This is a genomic window from Streptomyces sp. NPDC005752, from assembly GCF_040630715.1.
In the GTDB taxonomy this organism is placed as follows: domain Bacteria; phylum Actinomycetota; class Actinomycetes; order Streptomycetales; family Streptomycetaceae; genus Streptomyces.
Genome location: NZ_JBEXYB010000030.1, coordinates 21,638 through 37,124, shown reverse-complemented (window position 1 = coordinate 37,124; position 15,487 = coordinate 21,638). Strand labels below are relative to the sequence as shown.

Here is a 15,487-nt window from a genome sequence, read left to right as displayed (position 1 = left end):
GGGCGGGACCGCCATGAGAAGGGGGCCGCCGGCGGCGGGCGGCCCGGTCTGTCGAACGTCATCTCGTAGGGAGCCTTACGCATGGACCGCGACATCACCCTCACCGATGCCGATGCGGATGCCTACGAGGTGCTCCGGCGAAGGCTTCGCGAGCAGGCCGACGAGTTGGTCCGGCGGGCCGAGGAGCTCAACGGCAGGCGGACGGAGGAGTTCGGCTCCACCGGGCTGCGCCTGCTCGCCACCGAACAGGTGCACACGGAGCACGCCTCGGTGGCCCGCGACCTGGTCGCCGTGGGAGGGCGCCTGCTGTTCGGCTTCGAGCGTGGTCCGGGTGCGCGAGCCGACGCCGGGGTCTCCGACGTGCTCGCCCTCCGCGAGCCCGGCCTCGGTGAAGCACGGGCCGGGCTGCTGGACGACGAGGCCTTCGTACGGGAGTTCACCGGCCTGCACCGCTACTACCGCGACGCCCGGCTGCTCCGGCTGCGGCGCGTCAACGGCCGGCTGCTCGCCGTCTTCCGTACCGGCGAGACCGCCGAGGACATCCGTGTCCTGCGCTGGGCGCTGGGCCCCGACGGGGCGCCCGGGGCCTTCCTGGACGCCCGGGGCGACCGCGACCACGTCTTCCCGCCGTCGCACGACTTCGACTGGATCCCCGTGGGGCGCGACGCCCACGTGCCCGGCCGGCACCCGCACATCGCCGTCCTGGACACGGTCTTCCTGGACACGATGGGGGGCACCCTCACCATCAGGACCACCGGCGGCACCGAGTCGCCCGACGGGATCTACGAGGAGCCCGTCGACGAGCCGCTGCAGTCCCTGGCGGACGCCGCCGTCGAGTACGCGGTGGCCGGGCCGCTGATCCTGCTGCGGGTCCGCCCGTACAAGGAGGAGGCCTGGCGTCACCTGGTCTTCAACACGCTGCTGTCCACGGTGCTGCGCCTCGACGCGATCGGCCCGTCCTGCCGCCGGCTGCCCGAGGACCAGGGGATCATCTTTCCCGGCGGTTACTACCTCACGACCGGCACGGCCAGGACCTTCGACACCGCCGGGGAGCTCGGCGATCCCGTCTTCGAGGACGCGGTCCGCTCCCCGAACGGCGAGGACGTGCTGTACGTCTTCCGGTCCCGGGACGGGAGCCGCACCCTGCTGCTCCCCTACAACCTGATCCGCCAGGAGGTCGACACCCCACTGGCCGGCCGGGGACACGCCCTCCTCGACGACGGCACCCTGGTGCTGCTCAAGGACGGTGCCGACGGGCCGGGGCGGGTCCACCCGCTGCAGCGCTGGGCGACCCCCTACGTGTCCGACACCCACGCCGCCTCCCGCCCCGCCGGAACGGGCCCGCTCGCCCGCACCGGCAACGCCGACCTGGTGCGCGGGATCTCCGACTGCCTGGCCCTGGCGCACGGTGTACGGGACATGCCACCGACCGCCGCCGTCCACGACCGGCTCGTCGCCGACTGCGGCCGGGCAGGCGACCGCTACCACTGGCTCACCGACCCCGGGCTGGGCGCGCTCGCCGAGCCGCTGGACGCGCTGCGGGCCACCGCGGTGCAGGTCCTGACCGAGTTCGAAACGGTCCAGGAACTGACCGGGCAGGCCGCCGAAGCGCTCGACGAGGCGGCCACCGGGCTCACCGCCCTGGTCCGTCGCATCCGCGGCGAGGCCCCGCGCTCGGCGGCCGCCTGGGTGGGCCGGCTCACCGAACTGCGCCGCGCACACGGCCATCTGGCCACCCTCGCCGAAATGCGGTACGCCGACACGGACCGCGTCGCCGCGCTCCGCGAGGAGACCGAACGGGATCTGGCGTCGGCCGCTCAGCGGGCGGTCGCCTTCCTCGCCCGCGAGGACGCGTTCGCCGGTTACCACGAGGACCTCGCACGGATCACCGACGACGCCGCGGGACTGGACACCGTCGCCGACGCCTCCTCGGCCGGGGACCGGCTGACGGAGATCACGGACGGCCTCGGGACGGTCACGGACGTCGTCACCGGCCTGGACATGGGCGACGCGACCGTGCGTACGTCGGTCCTGGAGCGGATCGCCGAGGTCCTGGGCAGTGCCAACCGCGCCCGCGCGGTTCTGGCCGCCAGGCGCAGGGAGCTGGTGGCCCGGGAGGGGCAGGCCGAGTTCGCCGCCGAGTTCGCCCTGCTCGGGCAGGCCGTCACGGGGGCGCTCGCCTCGGCGGACTCCCCCGGGGCCTGTGACGAGCAGCTGGCCCGGGTGATGCTCCGGCTCGAGGACCTGGAGTCCCGCTTCGCGGAGTCCGACGACTTCCTGGCCAGGCTGGCCGAGCGCCGCACGGAGGTGTACGAGGCGTTCTCGGGCCGTAAGGAGATGCTTCAGGACGCCCGCGCCCGGCGTGCGGAGCGGCTCGCGGACTCCGCGGCCCGGGTCATGGAGACGGTCTCCCGGCGGCTGGCGGGGCTGGAGGACCTGGACGCCGTCCACACGTACTTCGCCTCCGACCCCATGGTCGCCAAGGTCCGGCGCACCGCCGACGAGCTGCGCGCGCTCGGCGACCCGGTCCGCGCGGAGGAGCTGGAGGGACGGCTGAAGGCGGCCCGGCAGGAGGCGGGGCGCGCCCTCCGTGACCGGGGCGAGCTGTACGCGGACGGCGGGTCGGTGATCCGGCTGGGCCGGCACAGGTTCGCGGTGAACACCCAGCCGTTCGATCTGACCCTGGTCCCGTCCGGCGACCGGCTGGCCTTCGCGCTGACCGGCACGGACTACCGGGCCCCTGTCACCGACCCGGAGTTCGCGGCGACCCGCCCCTACTGGGACCAGCTGCTGCCCTCCGAGACGGCGGCCGTCTACCGCGCCGAGCACCTGGCCGCCCGGCTCCTCGACGAGCACGGCGCCGACGCCCTCGGCGACGTGCCGGACCTCGCCGCGCTCGTACGGGAGGCGGCGGCGTCCGCGTACGACGAGGGCTACCGGCGCGGTGTGCACGACGAGGACGCCACCGCGATCCTCACCGCCCTTTTGCGGCTCCGCTCCGGCGCGGGCCTGCTGCGCTTCCCGCCCCCGGTGCGCGCGGCGGCGCAGCTCTTCTGGGCGCACGAGGCCGACGATGCCCTGCGCGCGTCCTGGCGGCGTCAGGCCCGGTCGCTGGCGCGCGCCCGCGACACCTTCGGCCTCGCCCCCGCCGTCGCCGTGCTCCAGGGCGAGTGGGCGGCCGCGATGGGGGCGCCGGACGGCGTCGCCGAGTACCTCTTCGAGGAGCTGACCAGTGGCCCCGCGGGGTTCGTCACGAGCGCCCCGGTCCGCACGCTCCTGGACAAGTTCCGTCGCACGGTGGGCACCTCGGCGTACGACGAGGATCTGACCGCCCTCTCCACGGACCTCCCGGCCCGGCGGCGGCTCGTGGAGGGCTGGCTCACCTCGTACGCCGCCGCGAGCGGCTCCGACGCGGACGACGGGGACCTCACGGAGGCCGTCGCCGTGGAGCTGTGCCCGGAGTTGGAGCGGTACGACTGCGACGCCCCCCTCACCGCCACGGTCGAAGGGCTCCTCGGCGATCACCCGCGTACCGACGGGGGAAAGCTGCCGGTGCGGCTGGACGAACTCCTCGCGCGTACGGCCGCGTTCCGGACCGGTACCGTGCCCGGCTTCCGTGCGTACCAGCGGCTGCGCACCACGCTGGTCGCCGCGGAGCGCACCCGGCTGCGGCTGGACGACCACCGGCCGCGCGTCATGCCCGCGTTCGTCCGCAACCGGCTGCTCGACGAGGTGTACCTGCCGCTCATCGGCGACAACCTCGCCAAGCAGCTCGGCACGGCCGACGCCGACCGGCGCACCGACTCGCAGGGGCTGCTGCTCCTCGTGTCGCCGCCCGGCTACGGCAAGACGACGCTCATGGAGTACGTCGCCGAACGGCTCGGCATGGTCCTCGTCAAGGTCAGCGGGCCGAACCTCGGCCATGACGTGACGTCCCTCGATCCGGCGCAGGCCCGTAGCGCGACCGCGCGCCAGGAGGTCGAGAAGATCAACTTCGCGCTGGAGTCGGGCAGCAACACCGTCCTGTATCTGGACGACATCCAGCACACCTCACCCGAGCTGCTCCAGAAGTTCATTCCGCTCTGTGACGCCACCCGACGGGTCGAGGGCGTGCGGGACGGCGAGCCGCGCAGCTACGACCTGCGGGGGAAGAGGTTCGCCGTGGTGATGGCGGGCAATCCGTACACCGAGTCCGGCGACCGCTTCCGGATCCCGGACATGCTCGCCAACCGGGCGGACGTCTGGAACCTCGGCGAGGTCCTGAGTGGCAGGGACGAGGTCTTCGCACTGAGCTTCGTCGAGAACGCCCTGGCGGCCAACCCGGTGCTGGCCCCGCTCGCGGCCCGTTCCCGGAGCGACCTCGACCTGCTCGTCCGCCTCGCGTCGGGCACGGGCCCCCCGGCACCCGCCAACCGTCTGGAACACTCCTACGCTCCCGCCGAACTCGACCGGATCACCGGCGTCCTGCGGCATCTGCTGACCGCCAGGGACACCGTCCTCGCGGTGAACGCGGCGTACATCGCGTCGGCCGCGCAGTCGGACTCGGCGCGCACCGAACCGCCGTTCCGCCTGCAGGGCTCGTACCGTGACATGAACAAGATCGCGGAACGGATCGTGCCCGTCATGAACGACGCCGAACTCACCGCCGTCATCGACGACCACTACACGGGCGAGGCCCAGACGCTCACCACGGGCGCCGAGTCCAACCTGCTGAAACTGGCCGCCCTGCGGGGCACGCTCACCCCGGCGCAGGCGGAGCGCCGGGCAGCGGTCAACTCCGCCTACGTGCGCGCCCAGGCCCTCGGCGGACCGGATGGCGACCCCGCCGCCCGTGCCGTCGGGGCGCTCGGATTGCTGGCGGACCGGATCGCGGCGGTCGAGGCGGCCATCGAGCGGGCCGCAGGCCCCCGCCACCCGGACGCGGGTGCACACCCCCGACACGCGATGATCACCGACACGCCCGACTGAAGCGGAGGGACCAAGGCATGCTGGGTTACGTGTCATCACTTCCTCAACAGCCCCAACGCCCCCCGGTCAACAGCCACATGGTGGTCTGCGGCGACGACACCCTCGCCCGCCGGCTCGCCGTGGAGCTGCGTTACGTGTACGGGGAGCGGGTCACCCTGCTCGTCCCGCCGGGACCCGACACCACCGGGCCCGACCTGCCGCTGACCCAACGTGCGCGCGCCGGGACCCTGTTCGGGCGGATGTCGGCGGCGATGAGCCGTAACGGGGCGGCCGACGGCGGCGGCGACACGAACGCCGGGGTCGAGGCCGTGCGCATCATGGAGGCCCGCGAGCCCTCCGACGACGTGCTGACGGAGGCGGGCGTCGACCGGGCCGCCGCGCTCGCACTCGTCTACGACGACGATGAGCTCAACATCCGCGCCGCCCTGACGGCCCGCCGCCTCAATCCGCGCCTGCGCCTCGTCATCCGGCTCTACAACCGCAAGCTCGGACAGCACCTGGAGACGCTGCTCGACCAGGCGGCCGCCGTCTCCATGCCCGGTCTGGACGCGGCCGCGATAGACGCCTCCACCACCGTCCTGTCCGACGCCGACACCGCTGCCCCCGCCCTGGCGGCCACCGCGCTGACCGGCAGCAGCAAGGTCATCCAGGCCGAGGGCCTGCTCCTGCGCGCCGTCGAACGCACCCCGCCCCGGCCCGGCGAGCTCGCCGACCCCGGGCTGTGCACCCTGGCGCTGCTCTCCTCCACCAGCCAGGACCCGGCCGGCGCCGAGGGCTCGGACAGCAGCGGCGACGAGGGCCCTCAACTGCTGCCCGACCTGGCGACCGTGAACGCCGCCACGGGCCGGGGCACGATCGTCCTGGAGGCCATCAGCCAGGCCGGCCCCGACCGGGCGCCCACCCGCATGGGAGGCAGGGGAGCACCGCTCGGCCAGGTCTTCTCGCGGCGGCTCCGCTGGTCGGCCCTGGGCGTCGCGGCCGCCGTCGTCGCCCTGGCCGTCGCCTCGGTGATCACCACGGGCGACAGCCCGCTGCACGCCGCCTACCTGACGATGCTGGACCTGCTGGCGATGGGCGACCCGGCGGTCGAGGACACCGACTCCGACTCCCGCCAGGTCATCCAGTTGCTCTCCGGCACGGCCGGGCTCCTGCTGCTGCCCCTGCTGGTCGCCGCCGTCCTGGAGGCGTTCGGCACCCTGCGCACCGCCTCCTCGCTGCGCCGCCCGCCGCGCGGCCTGTCCGGCCATGTGGTCCTGCTGGGGCTCGGCAAGATCGGCACGAGGGTCCTGGTGCGGCTCCGTGAACTGGACATCCCCGTGGTGGTCGTCGAGGAGGACCCGGAGGCGCGCGGCATCCCGCTGGCGCGCAGTCTGCACGTACCGACGGTCCTGGGCGACGTGACCCAGGAGGGCGTCCTGGAGGCGGCCAAGATCCGCCGGGCCCGTGCCCTGCTCGCCCTCACGAGCATCGACACGACGAACCTCGAAGCCGCGCTGTACGCCCGCTCGGTGAAACCGGACCTGCGGGTGGCCCTGCGCCTGTACGACGACGAGTTCGCCACCGCCGTCTACCGCACGCTGCGCACGGCCCACCCGGGCGCCCTGACCCGTTCCCGCTCCGTGTCCCATCTGGCGGCGCCGTCGTTCGCGGTCGCCATGATGGGCCGACAGATCCTGGGCGCGGTCCCGGTGGAGCGCAAGGTGATGCTCTTCGCGGCACTGGAGGTGGCGGGACACCCCCAGTTGGAGGGGCGGACCGTCGACCAGGCGTTCCGGGCGGGCTTCTGGCGGGTCCTGGCCCTGGACGCCACCCCGCCGGCCGACCGCCTCCCGGACCTGGCCGCCGCACCGCCCTACGACCCCCTCGCCCCCGAGGGGCCGGGAGCCCAGGACCGGCCCTCCGGGCTGGTCTGGGATCTCCACCCGGGGTATGTGCTGCGTCGGGACGACCGGGTGGTGATCGCCGCGACCCGGCGCGGGCTGGCCGAACTGCTGCGCAGGCAGCACTCGGCATCCCGCCGCTGAGCCGCGGCGCCCGTCGGAGCGGGCGCGGGCATCCGTCACCGGGCCGGACGGACCGGTGACGGGCGGCGCGGCACCGGGCCCGATCGGCTCGCGGCTAGCGGCTAGCGGCTAGCGGAACATCCCCATTGCTTCCCGCACCTCCTGGAGGGTCGCCTCGGCCACGGCGTTCGCCCGCTCGTTGCCGGCGCGCAGCACGTCACGCACGTGACCCATGTCCTTCGCGTACTCCGCGCGCCGGGCGCGGATCGGGGCCATGGCAGCGTTGACGGCCTCCGTCACGGTCCGCTTCAGACCGGCCGCGCCGCTGTTCCCGATCTCCTCGGCGACCTCGTGCGGGTCACGACCGAGGCAGAGCGCCGCCAGCAGCACCAGGCTGGACACCCCGGGCCGCGACCCGGGGTCGTAGGTGATGTGCCGGTCGGCGTCGGTGGTGGCGCCCTTGATCAGCCTGGCCGTCTCGTCGGCGTCGGCGCCCAGGGCGATGGAGTTGCCGCGGCTCTTGCTCATCTTGGTGGCGTCGGTGCCGAGCAGCAGGGGCGCGCCGGAGAGCAGCGCGTCGGGTTCGGGGAAGACGTCTCCGTACCGGTCGTTGAAGCGCCGGGCAACGGTACGGGTGATCTCCAGGTGCGGCAGCTGGTCCTGGCCGACGGGCACGAGGTTGCCCTTGCAGAACAGGATGTCCGCGGCCTGGTGCACCGGGTAGGTGTACATGAGGCCGCTGACGGCGGACTGCCGGGAGTGGGCGATCTCGTCCTTCACGGTGGGGTTGCGGCCGAGCTCGGCGACGGAGACGAGGGACAGGAACGGCAGCAGCAGCTGGTTGAGGGCGGGGACCGCGCTGTGGTTGAAGACCGTCGTACGGGCGGGATCGATCCCGATGGCGAGATAGTCCAGGAGCAGCCCCTCCACGTACTCGTCGAGCCGCTCGGCGACGTCCCGGTCGGTGAGGACCTGGTAGTCGGCGATGAGCACGAAGACGTCCACGCCGAGGTCCTGGAGGCGTACCCGGTTGTGGAGGGTGCCGAAGTAGTGCCCGAGGTGCAGGGCCCCGGTCGGCCGGTCGCCGGTGAGGACGCGGAAACGGCCGGGGTCCAGGGCGAGCTGCTCCTCCAGTTCGGCACTGCGGCGCTCGGCGGGACCGACGGGCAGGTCGGTGGTCAGGGTCATGGGGCTCTCCTCGCTGCGGTGTATGCGTGGAGGACGGCCCGTCGCGGGGCACCGGGGCACAGATGAGGGCCGTCCGAAGATCGAACGGCCCTGGTTCCGTGCAGATGGGGGTGGCCGCTCCTAGGAGGAGCGCCACCGGTTCCGGCACGGTACGTAGGTCATGGCGCCGAGTGTAACGCGCACCGGTCTTCCGGCACGGACCTTTCCGGGGCGGGCCTGCCGGGGGCGTGGCCTGTCGGGGGCGTGGCCTGTCGGGGGCGTGGCCTGTCGGGGGCGGGCGGAATAGAGAAGCGGGGCGCTCCGTTGTAGGGTGTGTTCACATAGTTCAACGTTCAACCATCTGCTCAGCGGCACGACACTTCTGGAGGCGGGCGCCATGCAGTTCGGGATCTTCACCGTCGGGGACGTCACCACCGACCCCACGACCGGTACGACACCGAGCGAGAACGAGCGGATCAAGGCGACCCTCGCGATCGCGCTCAAGGCCGAGGAAGTGGGCCTGGACGTCTTCGCGACAGGTGAGCACCACAACCCGCCGTTCGTCCCGTCCTCGCCGACGACCACGCTCGGCTACATCGCCGCCCGCACCGAGAACCTGATCCTCTCCACCTCCACCACGCTGATCACCACCAACGACCCGGTGAAGATCGCCGAGGACTACGCCACGCTCCAGCACCTGGCCGACGGCCGTGTCGACCTGATGATGGGCCGCGGCAACACCGGGCCGGTCTACCCCTGGTTCGGCAAGGACATCCGCCAGGGCATCCCGCTCGCGACCGAGAACTACGCGCTGCTGCACAAGCTGTGGCGCGAGGACGTCGTCGACTGGGAGGGGAAGTTCCGTACCCCGCTGCAGTCCTTCACCGCTACCCCGCGCCCGCTGGACGGCGTCCCGCCGTTCGTCTGGCACGGCTCCATCCGCTCCCCGGAGATCGCCGAGCAGGCCGCCTACTACGGCGACGGGTTCTTCCACAACAACATCTTCTGGCCCATGGAGCACACCAAGAAGATGGTCGCCCTCTACCGGCGCCGCTACGCCCACTACGGGCACGGCACCGCCGAGCAGGCCATCGTGGGCCTCGGCGGCCAGGTGTTCATGGCCAAGAACTCGCAGGACGCGGTACGGGAGTTCCGCCCGTACTTCGACAGCGCACCGGTCTACGGCCACGGGCCCTCACTGGAGGACTTCACCCAGCAGACGCCGCTGACCGTCGGCTCCCCGCAGGAGGTCATCGAGCGGACCCTGTCCTTCCGTGAGGACGTCGGGGACTACCAGCGCCAGCTGTTCCTGATGGACCACGCGGGACTGCCACTCAAGACGGTCCTGGAGCAGCTCGACATCCTGGGCGAGGAGGTCGTGCCCGTGCTGCGCAAGGAGTTCGCCAACCTCCGGCCGGCCGGAGTGCCGGACGCCCCCGTCCACCCCGCGGTCGCCGCCGCCCGCGCCGCCGCCGCCTCGAAGGAGATCTGAGTACCGTGTTCGACACCGCTCCCCTGAAGATCGTGGCCGTCGCGGCCGGGCTCAGCAGCCCCTCGTCCACCCGGCTGCTGGCCGACCGGCTCGCAGGGGCCGCCCGCGAGGCGCTGGCGGCCGGGCAGGACCGGCGCGTCGAGGTCGAGGTCGTCGAGCTGCGTGACCTGGCCGTCGACATCGCCAACCACCTGGTCACCGGCTTCCCGCCGGCCGGCCTGAGGAAGGCGCTCGACGCGGTGACCGGGGCGGACGGCCTGATCGCGGTGACACCCGTCTTCACCGCCTCGTACAGCGGGCTGTTCAAGTCCTTCTTCGACCTGGTCGACAACACCGCGCTGACCGGCAAGCCCGTCGTGATCGCGGCGACCGGCGGCACGCCCCGGCACTCGCTGGTCCTGGAGCACGCCATGCGCCCGCTCTTCGCCTACCTGAGGGCCGTCGTCCTGCCCACGTCCGTGTACGCGGCGTCGGAGGACTGGGGTTCGCAGGGGGACGAGTACACCGAGGGACTGCCCTCCCGCATCCGGCGCGCGGGCGGCGAGCTCGCCTCCGCCGTCATGGGGCGGACGGTCTCGGGCGCCACGCGGACCCCCACCCTCGACGACGGTGAGGACGCCCTCGTCCCGTTCGCCCAGCAGCTCGCGGACCTCCGGGTCGGCTGACCACAGCGGCGGGGCCACCCGGCCCCGCCGATGTCCTGCTTGGATACAGTTGATCCCTGTATGCCGTACCTGTTCGAACACACTGGAGGCAGACATGGGCAGGATCGTCGTGGGCGTCGACGGATCGGACGCGTCGATCAAGGCGCTGCGCTGGGCCGTACGCCAGGCCGAACTGACCGGCGACACCGTCGAGGCCGTCAACAGCTGGGAGTACCCCGCGACCAGCTGGGGATCACTGATGCCGGGCATGCCGGAGGACTTCGACCCGCAGGCGGTGGCGACCGTCGCGCTCAACGAGGCCCTGGAGGAGGCCCTCGGTGCCGAGGGCGCGGCGGCGGTGGAGAAGATCGTCGTGATCGGTAATCCCGCCCTGTCACTGCTGGAACGCTCCCGGGGCGCGAACCTGCTGGTCGTCGGCGCCCGCGGCTACAGCGGCTTCAAGGCGACTCTCCTCGGCTCGGTCAGCCTGCACGTCACCCAGCACGCCACCTGCCCCGTCACCGTCGTACGCGACTGAGCCGAACCGCCCCCGGCCCTCGTCCTTGTCCTTGCCGTACGCGAACGGGCGGGCCCTCCCCTCACACGGAGGTCCCGCCCGTCGGTGGTGCGTCAGCCCTGGTACGTGATGTGAACGATCACCCGGTCGAACTCCGTCGTCGCCAGGTCACCACCGATCTCCCTCCTGCGCGGCTCCGCCTCGTCGGGCCGGATCGCAACGGGCGTGTCGTTCCCTGTCGTTGCCGTCACGGCTCTTCCGGAGCCTGTCTCCGTCCCCCCTCCGGTCCGGGCCCGGCTCCGGCGGGCGCGCGATGTCAGAGGGCGACGACGTCGGCCACGACACAGGACACGTTGTCCGGGCCGCCCGCGTCACCGGCCAGGGCGACCAGTGCGCGCACGGCCGCGTCCGGGCCGTCCGCCGCGATGACCGTGCGGGTCACGTCGGCCTCGTCCACGACCGCCGACAGCCCGTCCGAGCAGAGCAGGTAGCGGTCCCCCGGAAGCGTGTCGTGCAGCCGTACGTCCGGGCGGGCCGGCTGTGCCGGCGCACCGCCCGCCAGGGCCCTGAGCAGCATCGCGCGCTGCGGGTGCGACGCCGCCTCCTCCTCGGTCAGCGAGCCGTCGTCGATCATCGACTGCACCAGGGTGTGGTCGTGCGTGATCCGGAACAGCTCGCCGCCACGGAGCACATAGGCCCGGGAGTCCCCGATGTGCACCAGGCCCAGCCGCTCACCGGTCCACACCAGCGCCGTGAGCGTGGTGCCGGACTCGGCCGGGGTCCCGTCACCTCCCACGGCCTCGCGTACCGCCCGCGCGGCGGACTCCGCCGCGTCGTGCAGCACGCCGAGCAGGTCCGCGGCGTTCACCGCCCCGCGTGCGGCCGGTTTCAGCGCGTCGACCGCCGCCGCACTCGCCCCGGCGCCGCCCGCCCCGAAGCCGTCCGCCACGGCAAGGAGCCGCGCCCCCGCGTACGCCGTGTCCTGCTGATCGGTGCGCACCGCACCCGGGTGGGCCAGTGCCGCGTAGCGGATTCCCAGGGTGGCCGGCCCCCGGCCCCTCTCGTTGCCGTTCGACATCGCGGTGTTCTCCTTCTCCGAAAGGTGCCCAGCGAGGAAGACCGCGAGCTCCCGGCGGGCGGCCGTCTCGGCCTCCACCCCCGCCCAGTAGGCACGGACCTCCGCGGCGGCCGCGCCGTCGTCCAGCGCCACCACCTCGGCGATCCGGGCGAGCGGCATGCCGATCCGGCGCAGCCATGCCACCAGTCGTGCCGCCTCCGCCTGCGTCCGGTCGTAGTAGCGGTATCCGTTCACCGGATCCACCAGTGCGGGACGGAGCAGCCCCAGTTCGTCGTAGCGGCGCAGGGCCTTCGCGGGGAGCCGGGACAGCCGGGCGAACTCCCCGATCGTCACCAGCCCCGCACGCCCCGGCGCCCCGCCTTCGTCTCCCACCACGGCCTCCTCGCGCCGGACGGATGCGCCCGGCCCCGCCGATGCTGGGGCTTCCCCCGCGGGGAAGGTCAACCACCGCGGCGCCCGGTGCCGCGGCCGGGGTGTCGGGCCGCCGGCGTTCACCTCCGGTTGTACAGCCTCGTCGTCACCGCGCCGAAGACCGTCACGAACACCGCCGACGCGACGGAACACGGGTGCGGCCGCCGGATCGCACACGGCGGCCACGCCTCTGCCGGGTCCCGGAGGACGGCCGGGTCAGTCCTCGCGGGTGTAGTAGACGTAGAACATCGTTGCGGCCGTCCCCGCGGCGAGCACCAGCCCGAGCAGGGACGAGGACAGCACGCTGTTGTCGTGCAGGCTGTAGAGGAAGCCGATCGCGCCCCCGGTCAGCGCGCCGAACGCCCCGGCGCGCAGCTCGCGCGGCAGCGCCCACCTGATCCGCGCGAGTGCGAAGCAGAGCGCGGCGAAGACCACACCGGAGACCACACCGAGCCAGATCTGACCGGCGGTGGTCGCTCCACCGTCCCGTTTGATGAAGAAGGCCCAGAAGCCGAGGATCACGCCCAGCGCCAGGGGCGTCGCCGAGGCGAGCGCACTGTGCGCCCGCCGGGCCGGGGTGCGCGCCTGCGTCCGGCGGCGCGTCGGCATCGTTGCGTGTGTGGCCATGGCGCACAGTCCCTTCCGTCGCCCCCGTCCCCGTGTTCCTCCAGCGCACACCCGGGCGGGCCGCCCGGCAACTCGAACGGCGTACGGCCCGGAGCGCGCCGATGCCGTACGGGATTGGCTGGTGCCTGTGCGGACCTATCTCTCAGCGGCTCTGTCGGCGGTACTGCTCGTCCTGCTCACCGTGCTGGTCCCGGTGAGCGCGCTCTCGGCCTGGGTCGATCTCGAACTCGACGACACGGACCGCTATCTCGCCGCCGTATCCCCTCTGGCCACCGACCCGGACGTCCGGAGCACCGTGGCCACACTGGTCAGGGACGAGGCGATGAAGAACATCGACGTCGGGCCGCTCCAGGAGACCGTCGGGCAGTTCCTGCACGAGACCGCGCTGTCGTTCACCACGACCGAGGCGTTCCGGCGGGCCTGGGACAGCGCGAACCGGGCGGCGCACCGGGAGGTGACCGCCGCGCTGCACGGGGACGACGGTCAGGCGGTGACCATCGATCTGGCGCCGGTGATCGAGGAGGTCAAGAAGGAGCTGGTCGGCAACGGAGTCCCGTTCGCCGACCGGATCCCGGTCCGGGAGACCTCCATCACCGTGCTGTCCCCCGACCGCGCCGACGAACTGCGGTCCTCGTTCCGGTGGCTGCGGTACTGCAGCATCTGGCCGGCGGTCGGGACGGTGGTGCTGCTCGTCCTCGTGCTGGGTCTCACGCTCCTGCGCGGTGGCCTGCGGGCCTGCCTGACGACCGCGGCCGTGGCCGGCGCCGGGCTGCTGCTCGGCACGGCCCTGCTGCGGATCGCCGTCGCCGTGGGCCGCGCACGGGTCCTCGACCAGGTGCCCGGAACGGACCGGGAGGGGGCCGCCGCGGTCTACGACGCGCTGACCGCCCCACTGCGGACGACGGTGTGGGTCGTGCTCCTCGTGGGGGCGGTCCTGGCGGTCGGCGGCCTGGTGGGCCGGGTCCTGGCACCCGGGCGCGGCCGGGCCGGGCGCCCCCACCACGGCTGACACCGCGCCCGGGGCCCGACGTGCGCGGGTGGGTGGGCCGGGCGACAGTGGGATGCGTGAGAGCAGGGGGCAAGCGAGAGGTCTGCCGATGCGAGCCATCGCCGTCAGCACGTTCGGTGCGGAACCCTGTCTCGTCGAGGTGCCGAAGCCCGGCCCCGCGGCGGGCGAGGTACGGGTGAAGGTCGAGTACGCGGCGCTCAACCCGCTCGACTGGCAGACCGGGGACGGCGCTCGGGACGAGACCGTCCCGCATGTGTTCCCGCTCGTCCTGGGCACCGACTTCGCGGGCCGCGTGGACATGATCGGAAGTGGCGACAACACCTTCCGGGTCGGTGACCCGGTGTTCGGCCGGGTGACGGCACCACCCCTCGGGCGCTGCGGGGCGTACGGCGAATACGTCTGCGTCCCCCAGGACTCCCCGATAGCCCTGGTCCCGTCCGGCCTGCCGCTCCAGGTCGCCGCGGCGCTCCCCACGGCCGGCTCGACGGCCGCACAGATCCTTTCGAGCACGGCCGTACGCAGCGGGCTGACCCTGCTGGTCGTCGGGGCGACGGGCGGCGTCGGCAGCTTGCTGACCCAGCTCGCGGCTGCCCGCGGGACAGCGGTCGTCGCCGCCGTGCGGGGCGACGAGGGACGGCGGATGAGGGCACTCGGCGCCATCGCCACCGTCGATACGGCCTCCGGCCCCGAAGCGCTGGAGACCGCTGTGCGGGACCTCTACCCGGACGGCGTCGACGCCCTGGTGGACCTCGTCTCCACGGACACCGCCTCGTTCGCCGCGTACGCCGCACTGGTGCGCGACGGCGGTGTCGCCGTCACCACACGGGGCGTCGCCGCGCCCAGGGGCATCGCCTGGGCGGACTTCCGGCTCGCACCGACCGCCGCGCTGCTGGACGAGCTGGCCTCGGCGGCGGCCGGCGGGGAGCTGACCGTGCCCATCGACATGGAACTCCCCCTGGAGAAGGCCCCGCAGGCACTCGCCCAGAACCGCGCCGGAGGGGCGCGCGGCAAGACCGTCTTCACCGTCTGAACGACGACGCCCCGGAGAGGCTCGTGACAGAACCAGGTGAGTCAGGTCAGGGCCGCTCGTCCGGATCGTGCGGGGTCCGCGTGCCCTGGAGGCGTTCCATCTCACGGCGGTCGCGCTTCGTCGGGCGGCCCGCGCCCCGGTCGCGGACCGGGACCTGGAGAACCGCCTCCCGGGGCGGCGGGGGCGGGCTGTTGTCGACGAAGCACTCGGCCGCCACCGGAGGCCCCACCCGCTTCTTCACGATTCTGGAAACGACGACGATCCGGTCCCGGCCCGTGTGCCGCAGCCGCACCTCGTCGCCCGTACGCAGGGACTGGGCGGGCTTCGCCCGGTCCCCGTTGACCCGCACGTGGCCCGCACGGCAGGCGGCGGCCGCCTGCGACCGCGTCTTCGTCAGCCGGACCGCCCAGATCCAGGCGTCGACCCGGACGCTTCCCTCCGCCTGAGGCGCCTCACCGGAAACCATGCGTACGACTCTAGACCGTCCCCCCGCTGACGGACGGTCTTCGTCCGACGAGGTGCCTTCGGAGGCTCAGCAGCC

Annotated in this window: 12 protein-coding genes; 7 read left to right on the top strand and 5 right to left on the bottom strand. The window is 73.2% G+C overall.

Going from position 1 to position 15,487, the window contains the following annotated elements:
• The first annotated feature begins 81 nt into the window (after positions 1 to 81).
• The gene (locus tag ABZ441_RS24215; protein ID WP_358977751.1) at positions 82 to 4,968 is read left to right on the top strand and encodes a DNA repair ATPase; all 4,887 of its coding nucleotides are present in this window, start codon (positions 82 to 84) and stop codon (positions 4,966 to 4,968) included.
• 17 nt (positions 4,969 to 4,985) lie between these two features.
• The gene (locus ABZ441_RS24210) at positions 4,986 to 6,992 is read left to right on the top strand and encodes an NAD-binding protein (protein ID WP_358977749.1); all 2,007 of its coding nucleotides are present in this window, start codon (positions 4,986 to 4,988) and stop codon (positions 6,990 to 6,992) included.
• Between the two features lie 108 nt (positions 6,993 to 7,100).
• Here the strand turns inward: ABZ441_RS24210 and trpS are convergent, their stop codons facing one another.
• Positions 7,101 to 8,159 carry a tryptophan--tRNA ligase gene (gene trpS, locus ABZ441_RS24205; RefSeq protein WP_358977747.1) on the bottom strand — a complete coding sequence of 353 codons (1,059 nt, stop codon included), beginning with the start codon at positions 8,157 to 8,159 and terminating at the stop codon, positions 7,101 to 7,103.
• Between the two features lie 376 nt (positions 8,160 to 8,535).
• Here trpS and ABZ441_RS24200 point away from each other — a divergent pair, with 376 nt between their 5' ends.
• From ABZ441_RS24200 to ABZ441_RS24190, 3 genes are all read left to right on the top strand, one after another.
• The gene (locus ABZ441_RS24200) at positions 8,536 to 9,630 is read left to right on the top strand and encodes an LLM class flavin-dependent oxidoreductase (RefSeq protein ID WP_358977744.1); all 1,095 of its coding nucleotides are present in this window, start codon (positions 8,536 to 8,538) and stop codon (positions 9,628 to 9,630) included.
• Positions 9,631 to 9,635: 5 nt separating this feature from the next.
• Positions 9,636 to 10,295 (top strand): FMN reductase, encoded by a 660-nt coding sequence (locus tag ABZ441_RS24195; RefSeq protein ID WP_358977742.1) that lies wholly within the window; start codon positions 9,636 to 9,638, stop codon positions 10,293 to 10,295.
• A 94-nt stretch (positions 10,296 to 10,389) separates the two neighbouring features.
• Positions 10,390 to 10,812, top strand: coding sequence for a universal stress protein (locus ABZ441_RS24190; RefSeq protein WP_358977740.1), 423 nt, complete (start codon positions 10,390 to 10,392; stop codon positions 10,810 to 10,812).
• A 92-nt stretch (positions 10,813 to 10,904) separates the two neighbouring features.
• Here ABZ441_RS24190 and ABZ441_RS24185 read toward each other — a convergent pair whose 3' ends face one another.
• The 3 genes from ABZ441_RS24185 to ABZ441_RS24175 form a co-directional block, all read right to left on the bottom strand.
• The gene (locus ABZ441_RS24185) at positions 10,905 to 11,042 is read right to left on the bottom strand and encodes a hypothetical protein (RefSeq protein WP_358977738.1); all 138 of its coding nucleotides are present in this window, start codon (positions 11,040 to 11,042) and stop codon (positions 10,905 to 10,907) included.
• A 65-nt stretch (positions 11,043 to 11,107) separates the two neighbouring features.
• Positions 11,108 to 12,241: a MerR family transcriptional regulator gene (locus ABZ441_RS24180; RefSeq protein WP_358977867.1), complete on the bottom strand. Its 1,134-nt coding sequence runs from the start codon at positions 12,239 to 12,241 to the stop codon at positions 11,108 to 11,110.
• A 255-nt stretch (positions 12,242 to 12,496) separates the two neighbouring features.
• A complete protein-coding gene (locus tag ABZ441_RS24175; RefSeq protein WP_358977736.1) occupies positions 12,497 to 12,907 on the bottom strand; it encodes a hypothetical protein in 411 nt (136 codons plus the stop codon).
• A gap of 127 nt (positions 12,908 to 13,034) precedes the next feature.
• Here ABZ441_RS24175 and ABZ441_RS24170 point away from each other — a divergent pair, with 127 nt between their 5' ends.
• Both ABZ441_RS24170 and ABZ441_RS24165 read left to right on the top strand, forming a co-directional pair.
• Positions 13,035 to 13,916, top strand: a complete 882-nt coding sequence (locus ABZ441_RS24170) for a hypothetical protein (protein ID WP_358977865.1) — start codon at positions 13,035 to 13,037, stop codon at positions 13,914 to 13,916.
• Between the two features lie 88 nt (positions 13,917 to 14,004).
• On the top strand, positions 14,005 to 14,946 hold the full coding sequence (locus ABZ441_RS24165; protein ID WP_358977734.1) for an NADP-dependent oxidoreductase: 942 nt from the start codon (positions 14,005 to 14,007) through the stop codon (positions 14,944 to 14,946).
• A gap of 46 nt (positions 14,947 to 14,992) precedes the next feature.
• On the opposite strand, the gene ABZ441_RS24160 is transcribed toward ABZ441_RS24165, so the two are convergent.
• Positions 14,993 to 15,412, bottom strand: a complete 420-nt coding sequence (locus ABZ441_RS24160; RefSeq protein WP_358977732.1) for an RNA-binding S4 domain-containing protein — start codon at positions 15,410 to 15,412, stop codon at positions 14,993 to 14,995.
• Positions 15,413 to 15,487 lie beyond the last annotated feature (75 nt).